18 protein-coding genes and 1 pseudogene are annotated in these 21,153 nt (G+C 73.2%); 1 reads left to right on the top strand and 18 read right to left on the bottom strand.

Annotated elements, in window-relative coordinates; genetic code table 11:
* Positions 1 to 38 precede the first annotated feature (38 nt).
* The 17 genes and pseudogenes from ACIRBX_RS22150 to ACIRBX_RS22070 form a co-directional block, all read right to left on the bottom strand.
* On the bottom strand, positions 39 to 3,068 hold the full coding sequence (locus ACIRBX_RS22150; RefSeq protein ID WP_402298774.1) for an AAA family ATPase: 3,030 nt from the start codon (positions 3,066 to 3,068) through the stop codon (positions 39 to 41).
* A gap of 104 nt (positions 3,069 to 3,172) precedes the next feature.
* Positions 3,173 to 3,364, bottom strand: a complete 192-nt coding sequence (locus ACIRBX_RS22145) for a hypothetical protein (RefSeq protein ID WP_402298773.1) — start codon at positions 3,362 to 3,364, stop codon at positions 3,173 to 3,175.
* A 201-nt stretch (positions 3,365 to 3,565) separates the two neighbouring features.
* On the bottom strand, positions 3,566 to 5,077 hold the full coding sequence (gatB, locus tag ACIRBX_RS22140; RefSeq protein ID WP_402298772.1) for an Asp-tRNA(Asn)/Glu-tRNA(Gln) amidotransferase subunit GatB: 1,512 nt from the start codon (positions 5,075 to 5,077) through the stop codon (positions 3,566 to 3,568).
* Entirely contained in the window at positions 5,074 to 5,724 is a 651-nt protein-coding gene (locus tag ACIRBX_RS22135; protein ID WP_402298771.1) for a hypothetical protein, read from the bottom strand. The genes gatB and ACIRBX_RS22135 overlap by 4 nt, the downstream gene beginning before the upstream one ends.
* Positions 5,721 to 6,959: an AAA family ATPase gene (locus ACIRBX_RS22130; RefSeq protein ID WP_402298770.1), complete on the bottom strand. Its 1,239-nt coding sequence runs from the start codon at positions 6,957 to 6,959 to the stop codon at positions 5,721 to 5,723. The genes ACIRBX_RS22135 and ACIRBX_RS22130 overlap by 4 nt, the downstream gene beginning before the upstream one ends.
* Positions 6,960 to 7,023: 64 nt before the next feature.
* Positions 7,024 to 7,263, bottom strand: a complete 240-nt coding sequence (locus tag ACIRBX_RS22125; protein WP_402298769.1) for a hypothetical protein — start codon at positions 7,261 to 7,263, stop codon at positions 7,024 to 7,026.
* The gene (gene gatA / locus ACIRBX_RS22120; protein ID WP_402298768.1) at positions 7,260 to 8,753 is read right to left on the bottom strand and encodes an Asp-tRNA(Asn)/Glu-tRNA(Gln) amidotransferase subunit GatA; all 1,494 of its coding nucleotides are present in this window, start codon (positions 8,751 to 8,753) and stop codon (positions 7,260 to 7,262) included. Before gatA ends, ACIRBX_RS22125 begins: the two co-directional genes overlap by 4 nt.
* A gap of 4 nt (positions 8,754 to 8,757) precedes the next feature.
* Positions 8,758 to 9,054 carry an Asp-tRNA(Asn)/Glu-tRNA(Gln) amidotransferase subunit GatC gene (gatC, locus tag ACIRBX_RS22115; protein WP_402298767.1) on the bottom strand — a complete coding sequence of 99 codons (297 nt, stop codon included), beginning with the start codon at positions 9,052 to 9,054 and terminating at the stop codon, positions 8,758 to 8,760.
* Positions 9,055 to 9,223: 169 nt separating this feature from the next.
* A pseudogene (locus ACIRBX_RS22110) lies at positions 9,224 to 10,711 on the bottom strand (putative bifunctional diguanylate cyclase/phosphodiesterase); the annotation flags it as partial.
* 364 nt (positions 10,712 to 11,075) lie between these two features.
* Positions 11,076 to 13,391, bottom strand: a complete 2,316-nt coding sequence (ligA, locus tag ACIRBX_RS22105) for an NAD-dependent DNA ligase LigA (RefSeq protein WP_402298766.1) — start codon at positions 13,389 to 13,391, stop codon at positions 11,076 to 11,078.
* Positions 13,391 to 14,398: a methionine synthase gene (locus ACIRBX_RS22100; protein WP_402298765.1), complete on the bottom strand. Its 1,008-nt coding sequence runs from the start codon at positions 14,396 to 14,398 to the stop codon at positions 13,391 to 13,393. Before ACIRBX_RS22100 ends, ligA begins: the two co-directional genes overlap by 1 nt.
* 22 nt (positions 14,399 to 14,420) lie before the next feature.
* Positions 14,421 to 15,110 carry an SDR family oxidoreductase gene (locus tag ACIRBX_RS22095; RefSeq protein ID WP_402298764.1) on the bottom strand — a complete coding sequence of 230 codons (690 nt, stop codon included), beginning with the start codon at positions 15,108 to 15,110 and terminating at the stop codon, positions 14,421 to 14,423.
* On the bottom strand, positions 15,110 to 15,640 hold the full coding sequence (locus ACIRBX_RS22090; protein ID WP_402298763.1) for a TIGR00730 family Rossman fold protein: 531 nt from the start codon (positions 15,638 to 15,640) through the stop codon (positions 15,110 to 15,112). The genes ACIRBX_RS22095 and ACIRBX_RS22090 overlap by 1 nt, the downstream gene beginning before the upstream one ends.
* Before the next feature lie 60 nt (positions 15,641 to 15,700).
* The gene (locus tag ACIRBX_RS22085) at positions 15,701 to 16,006 is read right to left on the bottom strand and encodes a hypothetical protein (RefSeq protein ID WP_402298762.1); all 306 of its coding nucleotides are present in this window, start codon (positions 16,004 to 16,006) and stop codon (positions 15,701 to 15,703) included.
* A complete protein-coding gene (locus ACIRBX_RS22080) occupies positions 15,973 to 16,584 on the bottom strand; it encodes a hypothetical protein (protein ID WP_402298761.1) in 612 nt (203 codons plus the stop codon). The genes ACIRBX_RS22085 and ACIRBX_RS22080 overlap by 34 nt, the downstream gene beginning before the upstream one ends.
* A 46-nt stretch (positions 16,585 to 16,630) precedes the next feature.
* Complete coding sequence (gene mnmA / locus ACIRBX_RS22075) at positions 16,631 to 17,767, bottom strand: tRNA 2-thiouridine(34) synthase MnmA (protein ID WP_402298760.1); 1,137 nt, start codon at positions 17,765 to 17,767, stop codon at positions 16,631 to 16,633.
* A 595-nt stretch (positions 17,768 to 18,362) separates the two neighbouring features.
* On the bottom strand, positions 18,363 to 19,547 hold the full coding sequence (locus tag ACIRBX_RS22070) for a cysteine desulfurase family protein (RefSeq protein ID WP_402298759.1): 1,185 nt from the start codon (positions 19,545 to 19,547) through the stop codon (positions 18,363 to 18,365).
* Positions 19,548 to 19,693: 146 nt separating this feature from the next.
* On the opposite strand from ACIRBX_RS22070, the gene ACIRBX_RS22065 reads away from it, so the two are divergent.
* Positions 19,694 to 20,515, top strand: coding sequence for an IclR family transcriptional regulator (locus tag ACIRBX_RS22065; RefSeq protein ID WP_402298758.1), 822 nt, complete (start codon positions 19,694 to 19,696; stop codon positions 20,513 to 20,515).
* On the opposite strand, the gene ACIRBX_RS22060 is transcribed toward ACIRBX_RS22065, so the two are convergent.
* Positions 20,451 to 21,110, bottom strand: a complete 660-nt coding sequence (locus ACIRBX_RS22060; protein WP_402298757.1) for a trimeric intracellular cation channel family protein — start codon at positions 21,108 to 21,110, stop codon at positions 20,451 to 20,453. The genes ACIRBX_RS22065 and ACIRBX_RS22060 overlap by 65 nt on opposite strands.
* Positions 21,111 to 21,153: the final 43 nt, after the last annotated feature.

The raw sequence follows: 21,153 nt of genomic DNA, 5'->3' as shown, positions 1-21,153 counted from the left end.
GACCAGCGCGCGGTCGGGCATCCGGCCGGACGTCCGGATCAGGCGCCCTGGCCGAGCAGTTGCAGCCGGTGCGCGAGCGCCGCGGCCTCTCCCCGACTGCCCACCGAGAGCTTGGCCAGGATGTTCGAGACGTGCACGCTGGCGGTCTTCGGCGAGATGAAGAGCTCCTCGGCGATCTGACGGTTCGTCCGGCCCAGCGCCAGCCGGTCCAGCACGTCGCGCTCGCGCGGGGTCAGGCCGAACTCCTCGGCCGGGTCCGCCGGTTCGGCCGGGTGTACGACCACGGGGCGGGCGGCGGCCAGCCCGGCCCGGGCGGTGAGCAGCGCGGCGTCCTGCCGCAGGTAGCGGCCGGAGGTGACCAGCTCGTCCACCTCGCGGAGCAGCCCGGCCGCCTCCTCCCGGCGGCCGGCCGCCAGCAGCGCCTCGGCCTGCCGGTAGAGCGCCTGGCCGAGCGGGCAGCCGAGCCCGAGGGTGCGCAGCGCATCGACCGCGGCGGCCCACTGGCCGGGGCTGTCGGCGCCCTCGGCGCGGGCGAGTTCGGCCGCCAGCAGTCCGGCCCAGGCCCGGTGCAGCTCGGTGCCGGGCCGCAGCCCGGCGGCCACCTCGGCGATCCGCCGCAGCACCACCGGGCGGCCCAGGTCGGCGCTGGGCACCCCGCGGGCGTCCGCCTCCGCCGCCGCACCCTCGACCAGCACCGGCAGCAGCCCGTTCACACAGCCGTCGGAGAAGCCGGCCCCGGCCGGGCGGGCGTCCAGCCCGTCCAGCACGGCCAGCAGTTCGGCCCGGGCGTCGAGCGGGCGGCCGGCCCGCATGGCGATCCGGATCGCCAACCGGGCCACCGGCAGGTCGTGCTGCGGCTGCTGGACCACCTTGCCGGCCTCCCGGGCCCGCCGGAAGTGCTCCTCGGCCCCGGCCAGGTCGCCCCGGTCCAGGGCGAGTTCGCTGCGCAGCCGGTCCAGGAAGGCGTGGAAGCTGCCGGCCCGGGAGTCGTCCCACTCGGCCAGCAGTTCCTCGGCCTCCTGCCGGCGGCCGAGCACCAGCAGCGCCTCCACCAGGTTCCCCGCCAGGATCGCGCCGGTGTTGGCCAGCAGTCCGTTCCCCCGGGCCACCGCCAGGCCCTCCCGGGCCAGCGCCTCGGCCTGCTCGGCCCGGCCGAGGCTGAGCGCCATGCTGGAGAGGTTGTTGAGGGCCCGGCAGAGCACGTCCACCACCCCGGCCGACCGGGCCCGGTCGACCGCCTCGTCCAGCAGGGCCAGGCCGGCCTCCGGATCGCCCAGGTTGGCCCGCAGGGTGCCCAGGGTGGTCAGCGCGTGCAGCTCGACCATCGGGGTGTCCACCGCGCGGGCCATCTCGACGGCCCGCTCGGCCATCGCCATGTCCCCGGCCGACGGGTCCAGCAGCATCACGTGGCCGACCGCCAGCGCCAGCACCTCGGCCTGCACCGGGGAGGGCCCCAGCCCGGCCACCAGCCGCTGGGCCCGGTCGATCTCCTCCTGCGCTCCCCCGCGCCGCAGGTGACCGAACATCTGCGCCCGCTGGATCCGGAACCAGGCGGCGCGCTCCGGCTCGGCCTGCTCGTCCAGCAGGTGCAGCGCCCGCTTGGCCAGGCTCAGGCCGCGGTCCCGGTCCCCGCTGCGCCGGGCGGCGGTGACCGCCTCGGCCAGCACGTCGATCAGGTGCAGCCCGCCGCAGAGCTCGCTGACGCAGCCGCAGGCCGGGAAGGTGCCGGCCCAGTCGTGCGGCCGGACGGTGGTGTCCCTGGTCTCCTCGGGCACCTCCTCCCAGAGCTCCAACGCGCGCTCCAGCATCCGCAGTTGCTCGGCGAAGGCATTGCGGCAGCGGGCCGCCCGGGCCGCCTCCAGCGCGGTCGGCAGGGCCTTGGCCGGCTCGTGCGCCTGGTACCAGTAGTTGGCCAGCCGGGCGTCCAGCCCGTTCCCGCAGACCAGCTCGCCCCGCTGCTCCAGCACGGTGGCGTAGCGGCGGTTGATCCGGTACCGCTCGCCCGGCAGCAGGTCGTCGGAGACCGCCTCGCGGACCAGCGCGTGCCGGAACCGGTACCCCTCGCCGTCGGTGTCCGGGCGCAGCACGTTGGCCCCCACCGCCGTCCGCAGCGCCTCGGTGAGCGACTCCTCGCCCTCGCCCAACACCGCCTCCAGCAGGGCGTGTTCGACGTAGCTGCCGCCCTCGGCGGCGATCCGCAGCACCCGCTGGGTCTCGTCCGGCAGGGCCTCGACCCGGACCAGCAGCAGATCGCGCAGCGACTCGGTCAGGCCGGTGTGACAGCCCTCCTGGTGGGCGGTGGCCAGCTCCTCGACGAAGAACGGGTTCCCCTCGGAGCGGTCGTGGATGCGGTCCACCAGCTCCCGGCCGGGCGCCTCGGTGCCCAGGATGCCGGCGAGTTGGGCGGCCACCTCGGCGCGTTCGAACCGGGCCAGCTCCAGCCGCTGCACGGTGCGCAGCCGGTCCAGCTCGGCCAGGAAGGGGCGCAGCGGGTGGCGGCGGTGCAGGTCGTCGGTGCGGTAGGTGGCGACGATCAGCACCCGGGCCCGGTGCAGGGTGCGGATCAGGTAGGCGAGCAGCTCGCGGGTGGAGCGGTCGGACCAGTGCAGGTCCTCGACCGCCAGCACGATGGTCTGCTCGGCGGACAGCCGCTCGAACAGCCGGGCGGTGTGCTCGAACAGCCGGGCCCGGCCGAACTCGTCGTTCGGCTCGGCGTCGGTGGCCCCGAAGTCCGGGAGCAGCCGGGTGAGGTGGCCCTCCATCCCCTCGGCGGCCCGTTCGAGTTCGGCCCCCAGCCCGCGGTGCAGCCGGCGCAGCGCGGTGGCCAGCGGGGCGAACGGCAGACCCTCGGCGCCGACCTCCAGACAGCCGCCCATGGTGGTCACCGCGCCGCCCCGGCACGCGGTGCCGAGGAACTCCTCGATCAGCCGGGTCTTGCCGACCCCGGCCTCGCCGCCGACCAGCACGGCCTGCGGCTGCCCGGCGTCGGCCCGGCGCAGCGCGGCCTCCAGGGCGCCGACCTCGGGGCCGCGACCGACGAAGACCGGGCTCACCGATGTCTGCTCCATGAGGGCGAGCATGCCACAGGCCACCGACCCGGTCCGAGCGAGTATCTCGCGGTGCGGACCGGCCTCCGGCGGCCTGTGACGGTCTGTCGGCATTTGCCGGTCCGTCAGCCGTGCTTGAGCTGCGGACGCGGACTCAGCGCTCGTACCCGGCGCTGTCGCAGCCCCCTCAGCAGGCCGAGGCGCGCACCCGGCACCTCCGAGCGGCCGGACTCCAGCGCCTCCCGGACCAGCGCGTCGTGACGGGCAGCAGCCTGCAGCTCCTGCGAGCGGGCCTGGATGAGCTCGTACTCCAACATGGTGTCTCTCCCCTTGTCCTACGGGCTCCCTGCCCGTCGTCCTGGGTAAGAGCTTCCTCCGGTAAGGGGGGTGGCCACATCGGGAGCATGCCGGATCTCGCGGGGGGCCGGGTCCTTAGACGCGGACCGCCCGCTCCGTAGGGACGGAGCGGGCGGTCCGGGTGTGCCTAGGTACTGCCTTACGGGTGTTGCGGGTGCTGCCTACTCGGGGGTGACGCCGAGCTTCTCGAAGATCATGTCCTTGACCTTCGCGGCGTCGGCCTGACCCCGGGTGGCCTTCATGACCGCGCCGACCAGGGCGCCGACGGCGGCCACCTTGCCGGCCCGGATCTTGTCGGCCACTCCGGCGTTGCCCGCGATGGCCTCGTCGATCGCCGCACCGAGCGCGGAGTCGTCGGAGACCACGGCGAGGCCGCGGGCCTCGACCACGGCGTCCGGCTCGCCCTCGCCGGCCAGCACGGCCTCGATCACCTGACGGGCCAGCTTGTCGTTCAGCTTGCCCTCGGCCACCAGCGCGCAGACCCGGGCCACCTGGGCCGGGGTGATCGGCTGGTCGGCCAGCTCGGTGCCGGTCTCGTTGGCCCGGCGGGCCAGCTCGCCCAGCCACCACTTGCGGGCCTGGTCGGCCGGCGCGCCGGCCGCGATGGTCTCCAGGATCGGCTCCACCGCACCGGCGTTGAGGATGGACTGCATGTCCTGGTCGGACACGCCCCACTCGGCCTGCAGCCGGGCCCGGCGGACCCGGGGCAGCTCCGGCAGCCCGGCCCGCAGCTCCTCGACCCACTCCCGGCTCGGCGCGATCGGGATCAGGTCGGGCTCCGGGAAGTACCGGTAGTCCTCGGCGTTGTCCTTGATCCGGCCCGAGGTGGTGGTGCCGTTGTCCTCGTGGAAGTGCCGGGTCTCCTGGACGATCGTCCCGCCGTCGGTGAGCACCGTGGCGTGCCGCTGGATCTCGAACCGGGCGGCCCGCTCCACGCTGCGCAGGGAGTTGACGTTCTTGGTCTCCGAGCGGGTGCCGAACGTCGAGGTGCCGTTCGGGCGCAGCGACAGGTTCACGTCGCAGCGCATCTGGCCCTTGTCCATCCGGGCCTCGGAGACGCCCAGCGCCCGGATCAGCTCGCGCAGCTCGGCCACGTACGCCTTGGCCACCTCGGGCGCGCGCTCGCCGGCGCCCTCGATCGGCTTGGTGACGATCTCGATCAGCGGGATGCCGGCCCGGTTGTAGTCCAGCAGCGAGTGGGTCGCGCCGTGGATCCGGCCGGTCGCGCCACCGACGTGGCTGGACTTGCCGGTGTCCTCCTCCATGTGGGCGCGCTCGATCTCCACCCGGAAGGTCGAGCCGTCCTCCAGCTGCACGTCGAGGTAGCCGTTGAAGGCGATCGGCTCGTCGTACTGCGAGGTCTGGAAGTTCTTCGGCATGTCCGGGTAGAAGTAGTTCTTCCGGGCGAACCGGCACCACTCGGCGATCTCGCAGTTCAGCGCGAGGCCGATCTTGACCGCCGACTCCACGCCGATCGCGTTGACCACCGGCAGCGAGCCGGGCAGGCCGAGGCAGGTCGGGCAGGTCTGGGTGTTCGGCTCCGCGCCCAGCTCGGTCGAGCAGCCGCAGAACATCTTGGTCTTGGTACCCAGCTCGACATGGACCTCAAGGCCCATCACCGGGTCGTACGAGGCCAGTGCGTCTTCGTAGGACACCAGGCTGATCGTGCTCACAGAAATCCCTTCGCTTTCAATGCTTCTTCGGTGTCCGCAAGCCACTGCTGGTACGACGGCAGCTGCGCGAGTAGTCCGAGGTCGATGTGGAGGGCCAGTACTTCCATGCTGTCGTCCAGCGCACCGCCATGGCCCTTGCCGACGATGGCCTGCCACACCCGCTTCGCGTAGGCGGGGTGGTCCGGACTGTTGTGCGCCTTCTCCACCTCGGACGGTGTGCCGTAGGGGTACTGGCCCAGGTCCGCGCCGCCGATCGTCCGGGCGATGGCCGCCTTGTCGGCGAGCATCCAGGACTCCGTCATCCGGACCGGGACGAGGCACACCGGCTCGGCGGCCTTACCGCCGGTCGCGCGTGCCCGGAGCTCGGCCGTCAGCTTCTCGGCCTTTGCGTGCTCCTTCTCGTCGCTGTGCACGAAGATCAGGTCGCAGTCCTGCGCCAGGTCCCAGGCCGCCTCGATCACCGCTTCGGCCTTGCCCGCCCCGGTGATCCGGCGTTCGGAGCGATCACACGGGTTCACGGCAACGGACTGCTGCGACTTGGCGAGCAGCAGCTCGTCCAGCTGACGCTGGATCAGTGCGCAGAGGAACGGCTCGTCGCTCACTCCCTCGGCCACCAGGCCGGGCTGGAGCGGCCGCGGGCCCTTCACCTGACCTCCTGTCCGAGGCTGCGCAGCAGCCGGGCCACTGCCTGCGGCGAGACCGTGTCACCCGGTTCGGCGGACGTACCTCGGGGACGGAGCGGCCGAGCCCTGGTCACCCGGGAGACCGCACTGCGCTCCGGATCGACCAGGTTGGCCTGCTCCAGGAAGACCAGGCTGCCGGAGAGGTCGTGCCGCAGTGCCCCGAGCAGTGCCGGGGAGTGCGTGGTGACGATCAACTGCCGGGTCCGCCGCAGGGGTTCACCGGTGGTCAGCCCAGCATCCTGCCCGAGCCGGCGGACCAGGTCCGCGACCTGAGCCAGGTGCATGCCGTTCTCCACCTCCTCGACCAGCAGGGTGCCACCACCACCCACGTCCCAGGAGGTGGCCAGCAGGGCGAGCGCCCGTAGCGTGCCGTCCGACAGCGAGGCGGGTGAGACCCAGCCGGTGTGCTGGAACTCGACCTCGAAGTCGAACTCCCCACGGGTGCGGATGACTTCGGTCCGGATGTCCCGGACCCCCGGCACGATGGCCGCCAAGTCGGCGACCAGCCGGGTGAAGCGCTCGGGAGCCTCAGCGCGGATCCGGTCCAGCACGACCGCGAGGTTGCGGCCGTTCGGGCGGAGCGCGCCGTCGTCCTCGGGGCGGCCCAACTCCCTCAGGGCGCCCGGCTCCAGGGCGTACGGCGCCCAGGAGACGGCATCGAGGGCGAACAGGTGGTGCAGCTCCGAGGCCCTGCTCCGCTCGTGCCGGGGATCCATCGGGACCTCGGCGGATTCACCGGTGGCCAGGAAGGCCGTCCGGGCATCCGCGACCGACCGGCGCTGCTCGGTGGTGAGGCCGAGCCGGTCCATCCAGTCGGTCCGCTCCAGGTTGCTGACCCAGATTCGGCTGTCCCGATCCAACCCCGGCTGACGATGGCCGCTACCTCGATCGAGGACCAACCGGGCCCGGGCCGGAACCGGGCCGACCGGAGTCTCCAGCAGGGCGCCCACGGTGATGGTCAGTTCGTCCCGCAGCGGCCCCTGGCCGCCCCGGTGGAAGAGGTCGCGGGCCGCCAACCGGCGGTCGCCTGCCAGCGTCTCGCCCAGTCCCTGACGAAGCGTCCCCGCCACCAGGCGCAGCGCGTCGAACAGGTTCGACTTGCCCGCGCCGTTCACGCCCAGGAGCACGGTGACCGGATGCACATCGAGTTCGAAGCCGACGAACGACTTGAACCCGTCGATGCGGATCTGGGTGATCATCTCCTGCTCCCGTGTCGTGGTGGCGTGGCCGGGGCCGACGGATCGGCCCCGGCCTGCCGGTGTGTCAGCCCAGCAGCACGTCGTCGTCCCCGAGCCGCTTGAGCTCACGGACGAGGAGCGCGGTGCCGGTGATCAGCGCGGCGGCGCCGACCAGGGCGTTGAGGAGCAGCAGGTTGTCGCTCTCCGACCGGGCCTTGCGGATGTCCTTGGAGATCGAGATCACGCCGAACGCGCTCGTCCCGATGGACAGCCAGAGCCCCGGCTTCGACTTCTTGAATCCCTTGGCCTTCGCGATGCTGCTCACAGAACCGGTGCCTCCTCGAGCAGGGGGTGTCCCCACTTGTCGTTGAGCGCGGCCTCGACGGCGCCGCCCACGCGGTACAGGCGGTCGTCCGCCATCGCGGGAGCGATGATCTGCAGGCCGACCGGGAGATTGTCCTCCGGGGCGAGGCCGCAGGGCAGCGACATGGCCGCGTTGCCGGCGAGGTTGGACGGGATGGTGCAGAGGTCGGCCAGGTACATCGCCATCGGGTCGTCGGCGCGCTCGCCGATCGGGAAGGCGGTGGTGGGGGTGGTCGGCGAGATCAGCACGTCGACGCCGGCGAAGGCCGCGTCGAAGTCGCGCGAGATCAGGGTGCGGACCTTCTGGGCCGAGCCGTAGTAGGCGTCGTAGTAGCCCGAGGAGAGGGCGTAGGTGCCGAGGATGATGCGGCGCTTCACCTCGGGGCCGAAGCCGGCCTCGCGGGTGAGGGCGGTGACCTCCTCGGCCGAGCGGGTGCCGTCGTCGCCGACCCGCAGGCCGTACCGCATCGCGTCGAAGCGGGCCAGGTTGGAGGAGGCCTCGCTCGGGGCGATCAAGTAGTAGGCGGGCAGCGCGAGGGTGAAGGACGGGCAGGAGACCTCGACCACCTCGGCGCCGAGCTCGCGGAGCAGCTCCACCGACTCGTCGAAGCGCTGCATCACGCCGGCCTGGTAGCCCTCGCCGGCGAACTCCTTGACCACGCCGATCCGCATGCCGCGGACGTCGCGCCGCTTGGCGGCCTCGACCACGGCCGGGACCGGGGCGTTGATGGAGGTGGAGTCCAGCGGGTCGTAGCCGGCGATCGCCTCGTGCAGCAGGGCCGCGTCGAGGACGGTGCGGGCGCACGGGCCGCCCTGGTCCAGCGAGGAGGAGAACGCGACCAGGCCGTAGCGGGAGACCGAGCCGTAGGTCGGCTTCACGCCGACCGTGCCGGTGACGGCGCCGGGCTGGCGGATCGAGCCGCCGGTGTCGGTGCCGATGGCCAGCGGGGCCTGGTAGGCCGCGAGCGCGGCGGCCGAGCCGCCGCCGGAGCCGCCGGGGATGCGGGACAGGTCCCACGGGTTCCCGGTCACGCCGTAGGCGGAGTTCTCGGTGGAGGAGCCCATCGCGAACTCGTCCATGTTGGTCTTGCCGAGGATGACCACGTCGGCGTTCTTCAGACGGGCCGTCAGGGTGGCGTCGTACGGCGGCACCCAGCCTTCGAGGATCTTCGACCCGCAGGTGGTCGGGATGCCCTCGGTGGTGAAGACGTCCTTGAGCGCCAGCGGCACGCCGGCCAGCGGGCTCAGCTGCTCGCCGGCCGCGCGCTTGGCGTCCACCCGGCGGGCGGCCGCGAGGGCGCCCTCGGTGTCCACGTGCAGGAAGGCGTTGACCTTCTCGTCGGTGGCCGCGATCCGGTCCAGGTGGGCCTGCGCGACCTCGACGGCGGAGACCTGCCCGGCCGCGATGGCGGCGGCGGTCTCGGCTGCGGTCTGCTTGATCAGCTCGGTCATGGGTTCAGTCCTCCCCGAGGATCTGGGGGACGCGGAAACGCTGCTCCTCGGCGGCCGGGGCACCCGACAGGGCCTGCTCCGGAGTGAGCGACGGGCGCACCTCGTCCGCCCGCATGACGTTGGTCAGCGGGAGCGGGTGGGAGGTCGGCGGGACGTCCTGTCCGGCCACCTCGGAAACGCGGGCGACCGCGCCGATGATCACGTCGAGCTGCTCGGCGAAGTGGTCCAACTCTTCGGCCCGCAGCTCCAGACGCGACAGCCGGGCGAGGTGGGCGACCTCCTCGCGCGTGATGCCAGGCATGCAGCGATCCTCAAGGGTGAGTTCTGGTCGGACCACCACGCAGATGTGTGGCAGCCCATCTTTCCAGGCCCATCCTATGGGCAGCACCGGGCGCCCGAGCCGCAGTGGGCCCGGGCGCCCGGGCCCGTCAGAGGAGTTCGACCTCGGGGGCACCGGTGCGGTGCACCATCAGCCAGGCGGTCGCCTGGTCGGCGGGGAGGGCGGCGGAGACCAGCCAGCCCTGCACCGCGTCCACCCCGAGGGAGTGCAGCCGCTCCCAGGTCTCGTCGTCCTCGACGCCCTCGGCGACCACGGTCAGCCCGAGCGAGTGGGCCAGCTCCACCGAGCAGCGGACCACCGCCGCGTCGTGGTCGTCGGCCACCATCCGGGAGACGAAGGACCGGTCGATCTTCAACTCGCCGACCGGCAGCGAGCGCAGCCGCACCAGCGAGGAGTGCCCGGTGCCGAAGTCGTCCAGCGACATCCCGACCCCGTAGCGGCGCAGCTCGGCCAGGGTGTCGGCGGCCAGCCGGGAGTCGTCCAGCAGCAGCCGCTCGGTGATCTCCAACTGGAGCGCCCCGGCCGGCACCTGGTGCCTGGTCAGGTGCCCGGCCACCCGGTCGGCGAAGCCCGGGTTGAGCACGTCCCGGGGCGAGACGTTGACCGCGACCTGCACCTCCAGGCCCTGGGCCCGCCAGAGCGCCAGCTGGCCGACGGCGGCCTCCAGCACGTAGTCGGTCAGCCGGGGCATCAGCCCGCTGGACTCGGCCAGCCCGATGAACTCGTCCGGGGGCACCCGGCCCTGGCCCGGCCGCTCCCAGCGCAGCAGCGCCTCCAGCCCGACCACCCGGCCGTCGAAGGCCACCTTCGGCTGGTAGTGCAGCTCCACCTCGCGGGTCTCCAGCGCCCGTCGCAGGTCGCCGAGCAGACCGATCCGGTACGGGGTGTCCAGGTCGCGGGTCTCGTCGTACTGCTCGACCCCGCTGCGCCGGCGCTGGGCGTGGCCCATCGCCACGTCGGCCCGGCGCAGCAGCGCCTCGGCGTCCTGGGCGTGCGCCGGGTAGACGCAGACCCCGGCACTGGCCTCCAGCACCAGCAGCAGCCCGTCCAGCCGGATGGGCGCGGCGAGTTCGGCGATCAGCGCCTTGGCCATCCGCTCCAGGGTGTCCGGCCGGCCGACCCCGGGGAGCAGCACGGCGAACTCGTCGCCGCCCATCCGGGCCACCACCGGGCGGCAGCTGTCCTGGATGGCGACCGGGAGGGAGGAGAAGACGTCGTCCGGATCGTCCCGCTCCGGGTTGTGCGTGCCGGAGCGCAGCGCCCGGTGCAGCCGGCGGGCGATGTGCACCAGCAGCCGGTCCCCGGCGGTGTGGCCGAGCGCGTCGTTGAGTGACCGGAACCGGTCCAGGTCGAGCAGGATCAGCCCGACGTTCCACTCCTCCTCGCCCTCGCCCTCGGCGATCGCCTCCTGGGCGGCCAGCAGCAGGGCGTGACGGTTCGGCAGGTCGGTCAGCGGGTCCGTGAGCTGGTCACGGGCCCGGTCCCGGGCGATCCGCCAGGCGGCCACCAGGACCGCCACGGGCACGGCGAACAGCGGCAGCAGCTCCGGCTCGTGCCGGTAGACCAGGACGGCGAGCGGGATGAGCGGCGCTGCCCCGGCCAACAGCACGCCGAGCAGCAGGACCGCACCCGCCACCCCCTGCGGCGGGCGTGTGGGCGCGCCGCCGGTCGTACGATCCATAAGCCCTGTCCTCCGTCGGGCCCGCCCCGTTCAGGCCGCCTTTCGGTACGACACCCCCGGTGCGGTGGAGGCCAGCGTGCGGGCTTCCCCGACGGTCCCGGCTGGTGTTCCCGGGGCCGCCACCCTTGCTGACGCGGTGTCGAGGCAAGCGTATGCCCGGGTCCGACCCGTGAGGCGGACTTTCGGACAACCTCGGACGACGCACCGGCGGAACATCCTGTCGGAGTGCCGCCCAGTGACAGAATGCCCGGTTTCTTTCGGACAGACCCCGCTGACGAGGCATCAGGAAGGTAACGGAGTCTCAGCCTTCGTCGGTCGGCTCGGCCGGGGCGGCCGCGCCCTCCCCGGCCGCCTCCTCACTCGGCGCGATCCCGAGGTGGGCCCGGGCCGCCTCCGGCCCCTGCTCCAGCAGCACGGCGAAGCCGGCGTCGTCCAGCACCGGCAGGCCGAGCTGGACGGCCTTGTCGTACTTGGAGCCGGGATTGTCGCCGGCCACCACGAAGTCGGTCTTCTTGGAGACCGAGCCGGTCACCTTGGCCCCGCGCGAGGTGAGCGCCTCCTTCGCGCCGTCCCGGGTGTGGCCGGCCAGCGTGCCGGTGACCACCAGGGTCAGGCCCTCCAGCGGACGGGGGCCGGTCTCCTCGGCGGCCTCCTCGGTGAAGCGGACGCCGGCGGCGCGCCACTTCTCCAGGACCTCCCGGTGCCACTCCTCGGCGTACCACTCCTTCACCGCCTTGGCGATGATCGGGCCGACGCCCTCGGTGGCGGCCAGCTCCTCCTCGGTGGCGGCGAAGATCCGGTCCAGGTCGCGGAACTCGCGGGCCAGCGCCTGGGCGGAGACCGGGCCGACGTGACGGATCGACAGGCCGTTGAGGTAGCGCCAGAGCGGCCGGTCCTTGGCCTTGTCGAGGTTCTCCAGCAGCAGGGTGGCCGACTTCTTCGGCTCGCCCTTGAGGTTGGCGAAGAAGGTGACCACCTTCTCCTTGCCGGTCCTCTCGTCCGGCTTCGGCATGCCGGTCTTCGGGTCCAGCACCCTGGCCTTGATCGGCAGCAGCTGCTCGATGGTCAGGGCGAAGATGTCGCCCTCGTTCCCGACCGGCGGCTCGGCGGGCTCCAGCGGCTGGGTCAGCGCGGTGGCGGCCACGTAGCCGAGGCCCTCGACGTCCAGCGAGGACCGGCCGCCCAGGTAGGCGATCCGCTCGCGGATCTGGGCCGGGCAGTACTGGGCGTTCGGGCAGCGCAGGTCGATGTCGCCCTCGCTCATCGGGCGCAGCCCGCTGCCGCACTCCGGGCACTCCGTCGGCATCTCGAACGGCCGGGCGTCGTCCGGGCGCAGCTCCTCGACCGGGCCGAGGATCTCCGGGATCACGTCACCGGCCTTGCGCAGCACGATGGTGTCGCCGATCAGCACGCCCTTGGCCTTCACCACGTCCTGGTTGTGCAGGGTGGCGTACTGCACCATCGAGCCGGCCACCTTCACCGGCTGCTCCAGCACCGCGTACGGGGTGGCCCGGCCGGTCCGGCCGATGCCGATCCTGATGTCGGCGAGCTTGCCGTTCACCTCCTCCGGCGGGTACTTCCAGGCGATCGCCCAGCGCGGCGACTTGGAGGTGGCACCGAGCCGGCCCTGGAGCGGGATCTCGTCCACCTTGACCACCACGCCGTCGATCTCGTGCTCGACCGAGTGGCGCTGCTCCCCGTACTGCTGGATGAAGGCCCGCACCTCGTCGAGGGTCCCGACCACCCGGTTGTGCCTGGCCGTGGGCAGGCCCCAGTCGTGCAGCAGCTGGTAGGCGTGCGACTGGCAGTCGATGTCGAAGCCCTCGCGGGCACCGATGCCGTGCACCACCATGTGCAGCGGGCGGGAGGCGGTGACCTGCCAGTCCTTCTGCCGGAGCGAACCGGCCGCCGCGTTCCGGGGGTTGGCGAACAGCTTGACCAGGGCACCGGGGCGCTTGCCCTCCTTGGCCCGCTCCTCGTTGACCTCGGTGCGGCGCTCGTTCTCGGCGGCCAGCGAGGCGTTCAGCTCGGCGAAGGCCTCGGTGGGGAGGTAGACCTCGCCCCGGATCTCCACCAGGGCGGGCACGTTCTCGCCCTTGAGCCGGTGCGGGATCTCCTTGATGGTGCGGACGTTGGGCGTGATGTCCTCGCCCACCCGGCCGTCGCCCCGGGTCGCGGCCTGGGTCAACTGCCCGTTCTCGTAGGTGAGGTTGACGGCCAGGCCGTCCACCTTGAGCTCGCACAGGTAGTGGTACTCGATGCCGTCCAGCTCGCGGGCGACCCGCTCGGCCCAGGCGGCCAGCTCCTCGTCGTCCATCGCGTTGTCCAGGCTGAGCAACCGCTCCCGGTGCTCCACCGCCGCGAACAGCCCGATCGGCGCACCGCCGACGTTCTGGGTCGGCGAGTCGGGGGTGACCAGCACCGGGTGGTCGGCCTCGATCGCCTCCAACTCGCGGAGCAGGCGGTCGAATTCGGCGTCGGTGACGATCGGGGCGTCCTGCTCGTAGTAGCGCACCCGGTGGCCGACGATCTCCGCCGCCAGCTCGGCGTGCCGCTCACGCACCTCCGCCGGTACGTCCGCCCAGCCCTCGACCGCCACCGCGACCTCCCAGTCCACTACTCCGGGTTGTCCACCAGGCTCTGCGCGGCCCTCGCGCTGAGTGACAGCGCCGTGCGGGCGTACGCGGGCGAAGCACCCGCCAGACCACAGGTCGGAGTCACCAGCACGCGGCGTCCGAGCAGCTCCGGGGACAGCCCCAACCTGCGCCACAACGTCCTGACACCCTGGACACTACCGGCCGGGTCCGTCATTCCCCCGTCGGTGGAGGGCACCACACCGGCGAGGAACACGGTGCCCGCCTCGACCGCCTCGCCGATCTCCTCGTCCTCACGCTCCGTCAGCAGGGCGAAGTCCAGCGAGATCCCGGCCACCCCGGCCCGGCGCAGCAGCGCCAGCGGCACACCGGGGGCGCAGCTGTGCACCACCACCGGCGCGTCCAGACCTCGGATCACCTGACGCAGGGTCTCCTCGGCGTGCTGGCGGTCCACCGAGCGCAGCCGCTGGAAGCCGCTGGCGGTCTTCACCGTGCCGGCCAGCACGGCCGACAGTGACGGTTCGTCGAGCTGGAGCACCACCTCGGCGCCGGGGATCCGCTTGCGGACCTCGGCCAGGTGGCGGCGCAGGCCCTCGGTGAGCGACTCGGCCAGGTCCCGGCAGGCGCCGAGGTCGGCCAGCGCCTTCTCGCCGTGCCGGAGTTCGATGTTCGCCGCCAGCGTCCACGGCCCGACCGCCTGCACCTTGAGCGCGCCGGTGTACCCCTGGGTGAACTCCTCCAGGGCGTCCAGGTCCTCCCCCAGCCAGGAGTGCGCCCGCCGGGTGTCCCGGCCCGGGCGGTCGGCGAACCGCCAGCCGCTCGGCTCGGTCTGGGCGAACAGCTCCACCAGCATCCCGGCCGAGCGCCCGATCATGTCGGCGCCCGGCCCCCGGGCCGGCAGCTCGGGCAGGTGCGGGAGGAACTCCAGCGCCCCCACCGAGGTCTTCGCCGCCTCCCGGGCATCCGTCCCGGGGAGCGAGCCGACCCCGGTGGCGGCACCGGTCAGTTCGGGAAACACGTGTCCAGTCACGCCACGAGCCTAGTGCCCCTCGTCAGCCGCCCGGACGTACCGTGATCTCGGTGAGCGCGGCGTCCCGGGGGAGGTCGAGCGCGGTGACGATCGCGGTGGCCACCGACTCCGGGGCGATCCAGCGGGCGGGGTCGTACTCCTTGCCCTCCTGCTGGTGCACCTTCACCTGCATCGGGGTGGCGGTGCGGCCCGGGTAGACGGTGGTGACCCGGACGCCGTGCGGCTGCTCCTCCAGCCGGAGCGAGTCGGCCAGCGCGCGCAGGCCGAACTTGCTGGCCGCGTAGCCGCCCCAGGTGGCGTCGGCCCGCAGGCCCGCACCGGAGTTGACGAAGACCACGTGCCCCCGGACCAGCCGGATCGAGGGCAGCAGCAGCCGGGTCAGCTCGGCCGGGGCGACCAGGTTGACGTTCAGCTGCTCCTGCCAGGCCTTGACCGGCAGGTCACCGATCTCGCCGAGCTGCACCACGCCGGCCACGTGCAGCAGCGAGTCCAGCTCCACCGGCAGCTCCTGGTGGCCGAAGGCCCAGGACAGCTTGGCCGGGTCGGCCAGGTCGCCGACCAGGGTGCGGGCGCCGGGGAAGCGCTCGCGCAGCTGGGCCGCCCGCTTGGCGTCCCGGGCCAGCAGCCAGAGCTGCTCGCCGCGCTCGGACAGCCGCTGCGCGACGGCCTCGCCGATGCCGGAGCCGGCGCCGGTGATCAGGTGAGCACCCATCAGTTCGTTCCCTCCAGGAGTGCGATCGCCTCGGCCGGGGTGGCGGCGAAGTGCACCAGCTCGGCCAGCGGGCGGGGCAGGAAGCCCTCGGCGTCCATCCGCTCCAGCTGGGTGCGCAGCCCGCTGTAGAAGCCCTCGGTGTCCAGCACCACCACCGGCTTGTCGTGCCGGGCGTGCTTCTTGAGCTCCAGCACCTCGGTGATCTCGTCCAGCGTGCCGAGGCCGCCGACCAGCACCGCGAGCGCGTCGCCCTGCTCCAGCAGCTGGGCCTTGCGGGTGGCCAGGTCGGGGGTGCTGACCAGCTCGTCGGCGCCCTCGTACGCCTTGTGCGCGAGGAAGTCGACCGAGATCCCGACCAGCCGGCCGCCGGCCTGCTTCACCTCGTCGGCCAGCAGGCCCATCAGGCCGGCGTGCGAGCCGCCCCAGACCAGGGTGTGACCGCGCTCGCCGAGCAGGCGGGCGAACTCGGCGGCGGGGGCGGTGTACTTCTCGTCGAGCGAGTACGCGGAGCAGAAGACGGTGATGTTCATAGTGGTCACAGGTCTATCAGGTCAGCCGGGGCCGACGGTCGGGGGCCACCCGTCGGACGTCTAGTACTCGGTCGGCCACACCAACGGGCGCCGGGCTGCCGGGCCGGTGACCCGCCAGGCCCAGCCCAGCAGACCCAGCGTCAGCAGCGTTCCGCCGGCCAGCGGGAGCGGCTGGGAGGTGCGCGTCCCCAGCACCGGCAGCAGCCAGAGCGCGGTCACCGCGAGGGTCAGCACGAACGGCCAGGCGGAGGGCCGCCGGCGGTCGAGCGGCAGCTGACGGTGCCGCAGGCAGAGCACCAGCTGGACGACGGGGTAGCAGGTGAGGAGGGCGATCAGCGCGACGGCCACCGACCCCCGGGCCGCCACCTCCGGTCGTCCTGCACCGAGGCCAGCCGGCCGAACAGCCCCAGGAAGACGGCGCAGCCCAGGCTCTGGGCCAGGTAGAGCCGGGTGGTGCCGGAGCCGAAGAACCGCCGGACCTCGGGGGCTTCGGCCGGTGCGGAGCGGGCGGCGGCGTTCTGCCGGCGCCATGGGTCGCGGACCTCCTGGACCTGCTCCCCCAGGCCCGCGCCCCACGGACCGGGGAGCGCGGGCAGCTGGACCACCTTGCCACCGCTCAGCACCACGGCCGCCCGGTCGGGCGGGGAGCCCTTGAGCGAGTCGATCCGCACCAGCCGGACGTCGGCGATCCCGTCCCAGTGGATCACCCGGACCCGGAACGGGCCGTGCAGCCGGAGCGCCCCGGCGTCCGCGCTGGTCCAGCCCGCTCCCAGGTACGCGGCGAGGAGCAGTCCGAGCCCGGTCAGCGGCAGCGCCGCGACCCACGGGCCGATGCCCTTCCCCACGCCGAACCACCAGACCGGGCCGGCCGCCACCAGCGCGGCCCCCAGAAGGGCGCACACGAGGGCGGCACGAGCGTTCGAACGGTAGGTCAGTTCGTCCACGAGCCCCAGAATGCCCGGGCTCCGCGCCGGCCGACAGGTCCGTCGATCAGACCGTGATCTCGGGCCGCTCGGTGCTCGCGATGGTGGCCGAGCCAACCACCCGGGTGCCGTCGTAGAGGACGACCGCCTGGCCGGGCGCGATGCCGCGGGCCGGGGCGGCGAGCCGCACGGTGAGCTGACCGTCGGTCAGTTCGGCGGTCACGGGCACCTCCTCGCCGTGGGCGCGCAGCTGGGCGGTGTACTCGCCCGGGCCGGCCGGGGGCTCGCCGCACCAGCGCGGGCGGATGGCGGTCAGGCCGGTGACGTCCAGTCCCTCGACCGGGCCGACCGTGACGGTGTTGTTCACCGGTGAGATGTCCAACACGTAGCGCGGCTTGCCGTCGGCGGCCGGACGGCCGATCCGCAGGCCCTTGCGCTGGCCGATGGTGAAGCCGTAGGCGCCGTCGTGCTCACCGAGCTTAGTGCCGTCGGTGTCCAGGATGTCGCCGGTGGCGGTGCCGAGGTGCTTGGCCAGGAAGCCCTGGGTGTCGCCGTCGGCGATGAAGCAGATGTCGTGGCTGTCCGGCTTCTTGGCGACGGCCAGGCCCCGGCGCTCGGCCTCCTCGCGGATGACGTCCTTGGTGGTGTCGCCGAGCGGGAAGAGCGAGTGCGCGAGCTGGTCGGCGTCCAGCACCCCGAGCACGTAGGACTGGTCCTTGGCGGCATCCACCGCGCGGTGCAACTGCCGCTCCCCGGTGGGGAGGTCGACGATCCGGGCGTAGTGGCCGGTGCAGACCGCGTCGAAGCCGAGGGCGATCGCCTTGTCCAGCAGCGCGGCGAACTTGATCTTCTCGTTGCAGCGCAGGCATGGGTTCGGGGTGCGGCCGGCCGCGTACTCGGCGACGAAGTCGTCGATCACGTCCTCGCGGAACCGCTCGGCCAGGTCCCAGACGTAGAACGGGATGCCGATCACGTCGGCGGCCCGGCGGGCGTCCCGGGAGTCCTCGATGGTGCAGCAGCCCCGGGCACCGGTCCGGAAGGACTGCGGGTTCGAGGACAGTGCCAGGTGAACGCCCGTCACCTCGTGGCCGGCCTCCGCCGCGCGGGCGGCCGCGACGGCCGAGTCGACGCCGCCGGACATCGCGGCGAGCACGCGCAGCCGGCCGCTGCCGGGCGAGGACGGGGCACCAGGGAAGTCAGTCATGATGCCGTCCAGCGTACGCGAGGGGACGCACCCGACTGGCGCCCAGGTGCAGCGCCCCTGGGGTGCGGGGAACTGCGCGAGGCGGAAGGCCGCCCGGCGTGAGGTCGGGGCAGGTCGGCCAGGTGTACGTCAGGCCGAGGCGCGCGCCGGGGCCACGTGCAACTGGCCCGCCTGCCCCGATCCAGCGGTGGGCCGCCTTCCGCCTCGCGCAGTTCCCCGCGCCCCTGGACACCTGCCGCAGCAACGCGGCCAACGACGAGCGGTGGGAAGGTCCGGCTCCCGCGCTCACGCAGCCCTCCCCCGGCGGAGCAACGGCAGCACGTGACACCGACTCACTTGCCCCGACCTGACCCCCGCCGCCTTCCGCACCCGCGCAGTTCCCCGCGCCCCTGGACACCTGCCGCAGCAGCGCAGCCAACGACGGGCGGCGGGAAGGTCCGGCTCTCGCGCTCACCCAGCCCTTCCCGGCGGAGCAACGGCAGCACGTGACACTGACTCACCTGCCCCGACCTCACGCCGGGCCGCCTTCCGCACCCGCGCAGTTCCCCGCGCCCCTGGACACCTAGGCACCTGGGCACCTGCCGCAGCGGCGCGGCTAGCGGCGGGCGGCGGCGGCCAGCCCCGCGCTGCGGGAGCGGTGCACCGCCGGGGCGATGGCGGCGGCCAGGGCGGCGACGTCGGCGGGGGTGGAGGTGTGGCCGAGGGAGAACCGCAGCGAGGCGCGGGCCAGCAGTGGGTCGGCGCCGAGGGCGAGCAGGACGTGGCTGGGCTGGGGGACGCCGGCCGAGCAGGCGGAGCCGGTGGAGCACTCGATGCCCTGGGCGTCGAGCAGCATCAGCAGGGCGTCGCCCTCGCAGCCCGGGAAGGAGAAGTGCGCGTTGGCGGGCAGCCGACCGGCCGCCGACGGATCGCCGTTGAGGACCGCGTCGGGCACCTCCGCGAGCACCGCCGCGACCAGCGAGTCCCGCAGCGCTCCGACCTCCGCCGCGTACCCGGCCCGCCGCTCCACCGCGAGCGAGGCCGCCGCCGCGAAGCCGGCCGCGGCCGGTACGTCCAGCGTGCCAGAGCGGACGTCCCGCTCCTGTCCGCCGCCGTGCAGCAGCGGGACCGGGCCGACCCCGCGGCCGAGCAGCAGTGCGCCGACCCCGTACGGGCCGCCGATCTTGTGCCCGGTGACGGTCAGCGCGTCCAGGCCGGAGTCGGCGAAGGAGACCGGCACCTGGCCGAGCGCCTGCACCGCGTCGGCGTGCATCGGGATGCCGAACTCCCGGGCGACGGCCACGAGTTCGTGAATCGGCTGGAGAGTGCCGACCTCGTTGTTGGCCCACATCACGGTGACCAGTGCCACCGAGCCCGGGTCGCGCTCGATCGCCTCCCGCAGCGCCTGCGGGTGCACCCGGCCGTAGGTGTCCACCGGGAGGTACTCCACCTCGGCGTCCTCGTGCTCGGAGAGCCAGTGCACCGCGTCCAGCACCGCGTGGTGCTCGACCGGGCTGCACAGCACCCGGCGGCGGGCCGGGTCGGCGTCCCGGCGGGCCCAGTAGAGGCCCTTGACCGCGAGGTTGTCGGACTCGGTACCGCCGCCGGTCAGCACGATCTCGCTGGGGCGGGCGCCGAGCGAGGCGGCCAGGGACTCTCGGGACTCCTCCACCACCCGGCGGGCCCGGCGTCCGGCCGCGTGCAGCGAGGAGGCATTGCCGACCACCCCGAGGTGCGCGCTCATGGCGGCGATCGCCTCGGGCAGCATCGGAGTGGTGGCCGCGTGATCCAGGTATGGCATAGCGGACCAAGTGTAGGGGCCGGGCGGCGGCCGTCCCGCCGATCGGCCTTCCAGTATCACGATTTGGCCATTGCACCCCGTGCAACGCGCCGTTAGCCTCCTGCCGCATCCGGGCAATCCGCCAGCCCGCTCAGGGAGGGGCCACCATGTCGCAGACGGTGGACCGGGCGCTGACCATCCTGGCCTCGCTCGGCCAGGGGCCGGCCTCGCTGGAGCAGGCCGCCGCCCGGATCGGGGTGCACAAGTCGACCGCGCTGCGGCTGCTGCGCACCCTCCAGGAGCACGGCTTCGTGCACCGCCAGTCCGACCAGCGCTACCGGCTCGGCGGACGGCTGTTCTCGCTGGCCCAGCAGGCGCTGGACGGCATCGACGTGCGCCAGGTGGCCGCCCCGTACCTGGCCGCGCTGAACGAGCGGTACGGGCACACCGTGCAGCTCGCGGTGCTGGACGAGGGCGAGGTGCTCTACCTGGACAAGGTGGAGAGCCGCCCGCCGGACCGGCCCGGCTCCTGGTGCGACCCCTCGGTGCGGATCGGCCGCCGGGTGCCGGCGGTGGCCACCGCCGTGGGCAAGGTGCTGCTGGCGGACCTGCCGGAGGATCAGCTGACGGCCTTCCTGGACGGGCAGGAGTTCACCGCCCGGACCAGCCGTTCGCTGCGCACCCCCGGGGAGTTGCGCACCGAGCTGGCCTCGGTGCGGCGGCTCGGCTGGGCGGTGGACCAGGCCGAGTACCAGGAGTCGGTGAACTGCATCGCCGCCCCGATCGTCGGCATCGAGGGCACCGCGATCGCCGCCTGCTCGATCTCCGCCACCGTCGACACCGCGCCGATCGCCGAGCTCAGCAAGCTGGTGCCGGAGCTGCTCTGCACCGCCGAGGCGATCTCGCTGGCCTACGGCGGCTCCCCTACTCCTCGCTGGTGCGAGAACCGTTGCGGTGCCAAGCACGCGGAGCGCGCCACCCGAACCTGAGCGCGAACATCCGCAGCGTGAAGGCGGTCAGCGCGGCCGTGGTGCCGGTCGCGGTGCTCAGCTGCCCGATCGCGATCAGCACCGCCACCATGGCCGAACCGACCAGGGCGGGCACCGCGTAGATCTCCCGGTCCCAGCGCAGCAGCGAGGGCGTCTCGTGCGCCAGCACGTCCCGGATCACCCCGCCGCCGGCCGCGGTCAGCATGCCGAGCGCGACCGAGGAGACCGAGCCCAGGCCGTAGTCGTGCGCCTTGGCGGTGCCGGTCACACAGAACAGGCCGAGGCCGAGCGCGTCCAGGGTCTGCACGCTGCGGTTGATCCGCTCCACCTCGGGGTGCAGGAAGAAGACCACCAGACCGGCCAGCAGCGGCGTGACGAAGTAGCCCAGATTGGTGAAGGCCACCACGGGGGTGGCGCCGATCACCAGGTCGCGCATCACACCGCCGCCCAGCGCGGTGGCCTCCGCCAGCACGCAGATGCCGAAGATGTCCATGTTCTTGCGGACGGCCAGCAGGCCCCCGGACAGGGCGAAGACGAAGATGCCGATCAGGTCCAGGGTCTGCTGCACGTCGGGGTCGAAGAGCTGCGAAGTCACCGTCAATTCTTACCCCGCCGTCACCCGAACGGGGACGAGCCGC

It is taken from the genome of Kitasatospora sp. NPDC096147, from assembly GCF_044763225.1.
Lineage (GTDB): Bacteria > Actinomycetota > Actinomycetes > Streptomycetales > Streptomycetaceae > Kitasatospora.
The sequence above is the reverse complement of the archived record's forward strand: the minus strand, read 5'-3'. Positions and strand labels throughout refer to the sequence as shown.

What these genes read in the sequence shown, in the direction of transcription:
- ACIRBX_RS22145 (WP_402298773.1), bottom strand. Translation starts at nt 3,364, where the DNA reads ATGTTGGAGTACGAGCTCATCCAGGCCCGCTCGCAGGAGCTGCAGGCT.
- ACIRBX_RS22095 (WP_402298764.1), bottom strand. Translation starts at nt 15,110, where the DNA reads ATGGGTGCTCACCTGATCACCGGCGCCGGCTCCGGCATCGGCGAGGCC.
- gatA (WP_402298768.1), bottom strand. Translation starts at nt 8,753, where the DNA reads ATGACCGAGCTGATCAAGCAGACCGCAGCCGAGACCGCCGCCGCCATC.
- mnmA (WP_402298760.1), bottom strand. Translation starts at nt 17,767, where the DNA reads ATGACTGACTTCCCTGGTGCCCCGTCCTCGCCCGGCAGCGGCCGGCTG.
- gatC (WP_402298767.1), bottom strand. Translation starts at nt 9,054, where the DNA reads ATGCCTGGCATCACGCGCGAGGAGGTCGCCCACCTCGCCCGGCTGTCG.
- ACIRBX_RS22070 (WP_402298759.1), bottom strand. Translation starts at nt 19,547, where the DNA reads ATGCCATACCTGGATCACGCGGCCACCACTCCGATGCTGCCCGAGGCG.
- ACIRBX_RS22130 (WP_402298770.1), bottom strand. Translation starts at nt 6,959, where the DNA reads ATGATCACCCAGATCCGCATCGACGGGTTCAAGTCGTTCGTCGGCTTC.
- ACIRBX_RS22150 (WP_402298774.1), bottom strand. Translation starts at nt 3,068, where the DNA reads ATGGAGCAGACATCGGTGAGCCCGGTCTTCGTCGGTCGCGGCCCCGAG.
- ACIRBX_RS22065 (WP_402298758.1), top strand. Translation starts at nt 19,694, where the DNA reads ATGTCGCAGACGGTGGACCGGGCGCTGACCATCCTGGCCTCGCTCGGC.
- ACIRBX_RS22090 (WP_402298763.1), bottom strand. Translation starts at nt 15,640, where the DNA reads ATGAACATCACCGTCTTCTGCTCCGCGTACTCGCTCGACGAGAAGTAC.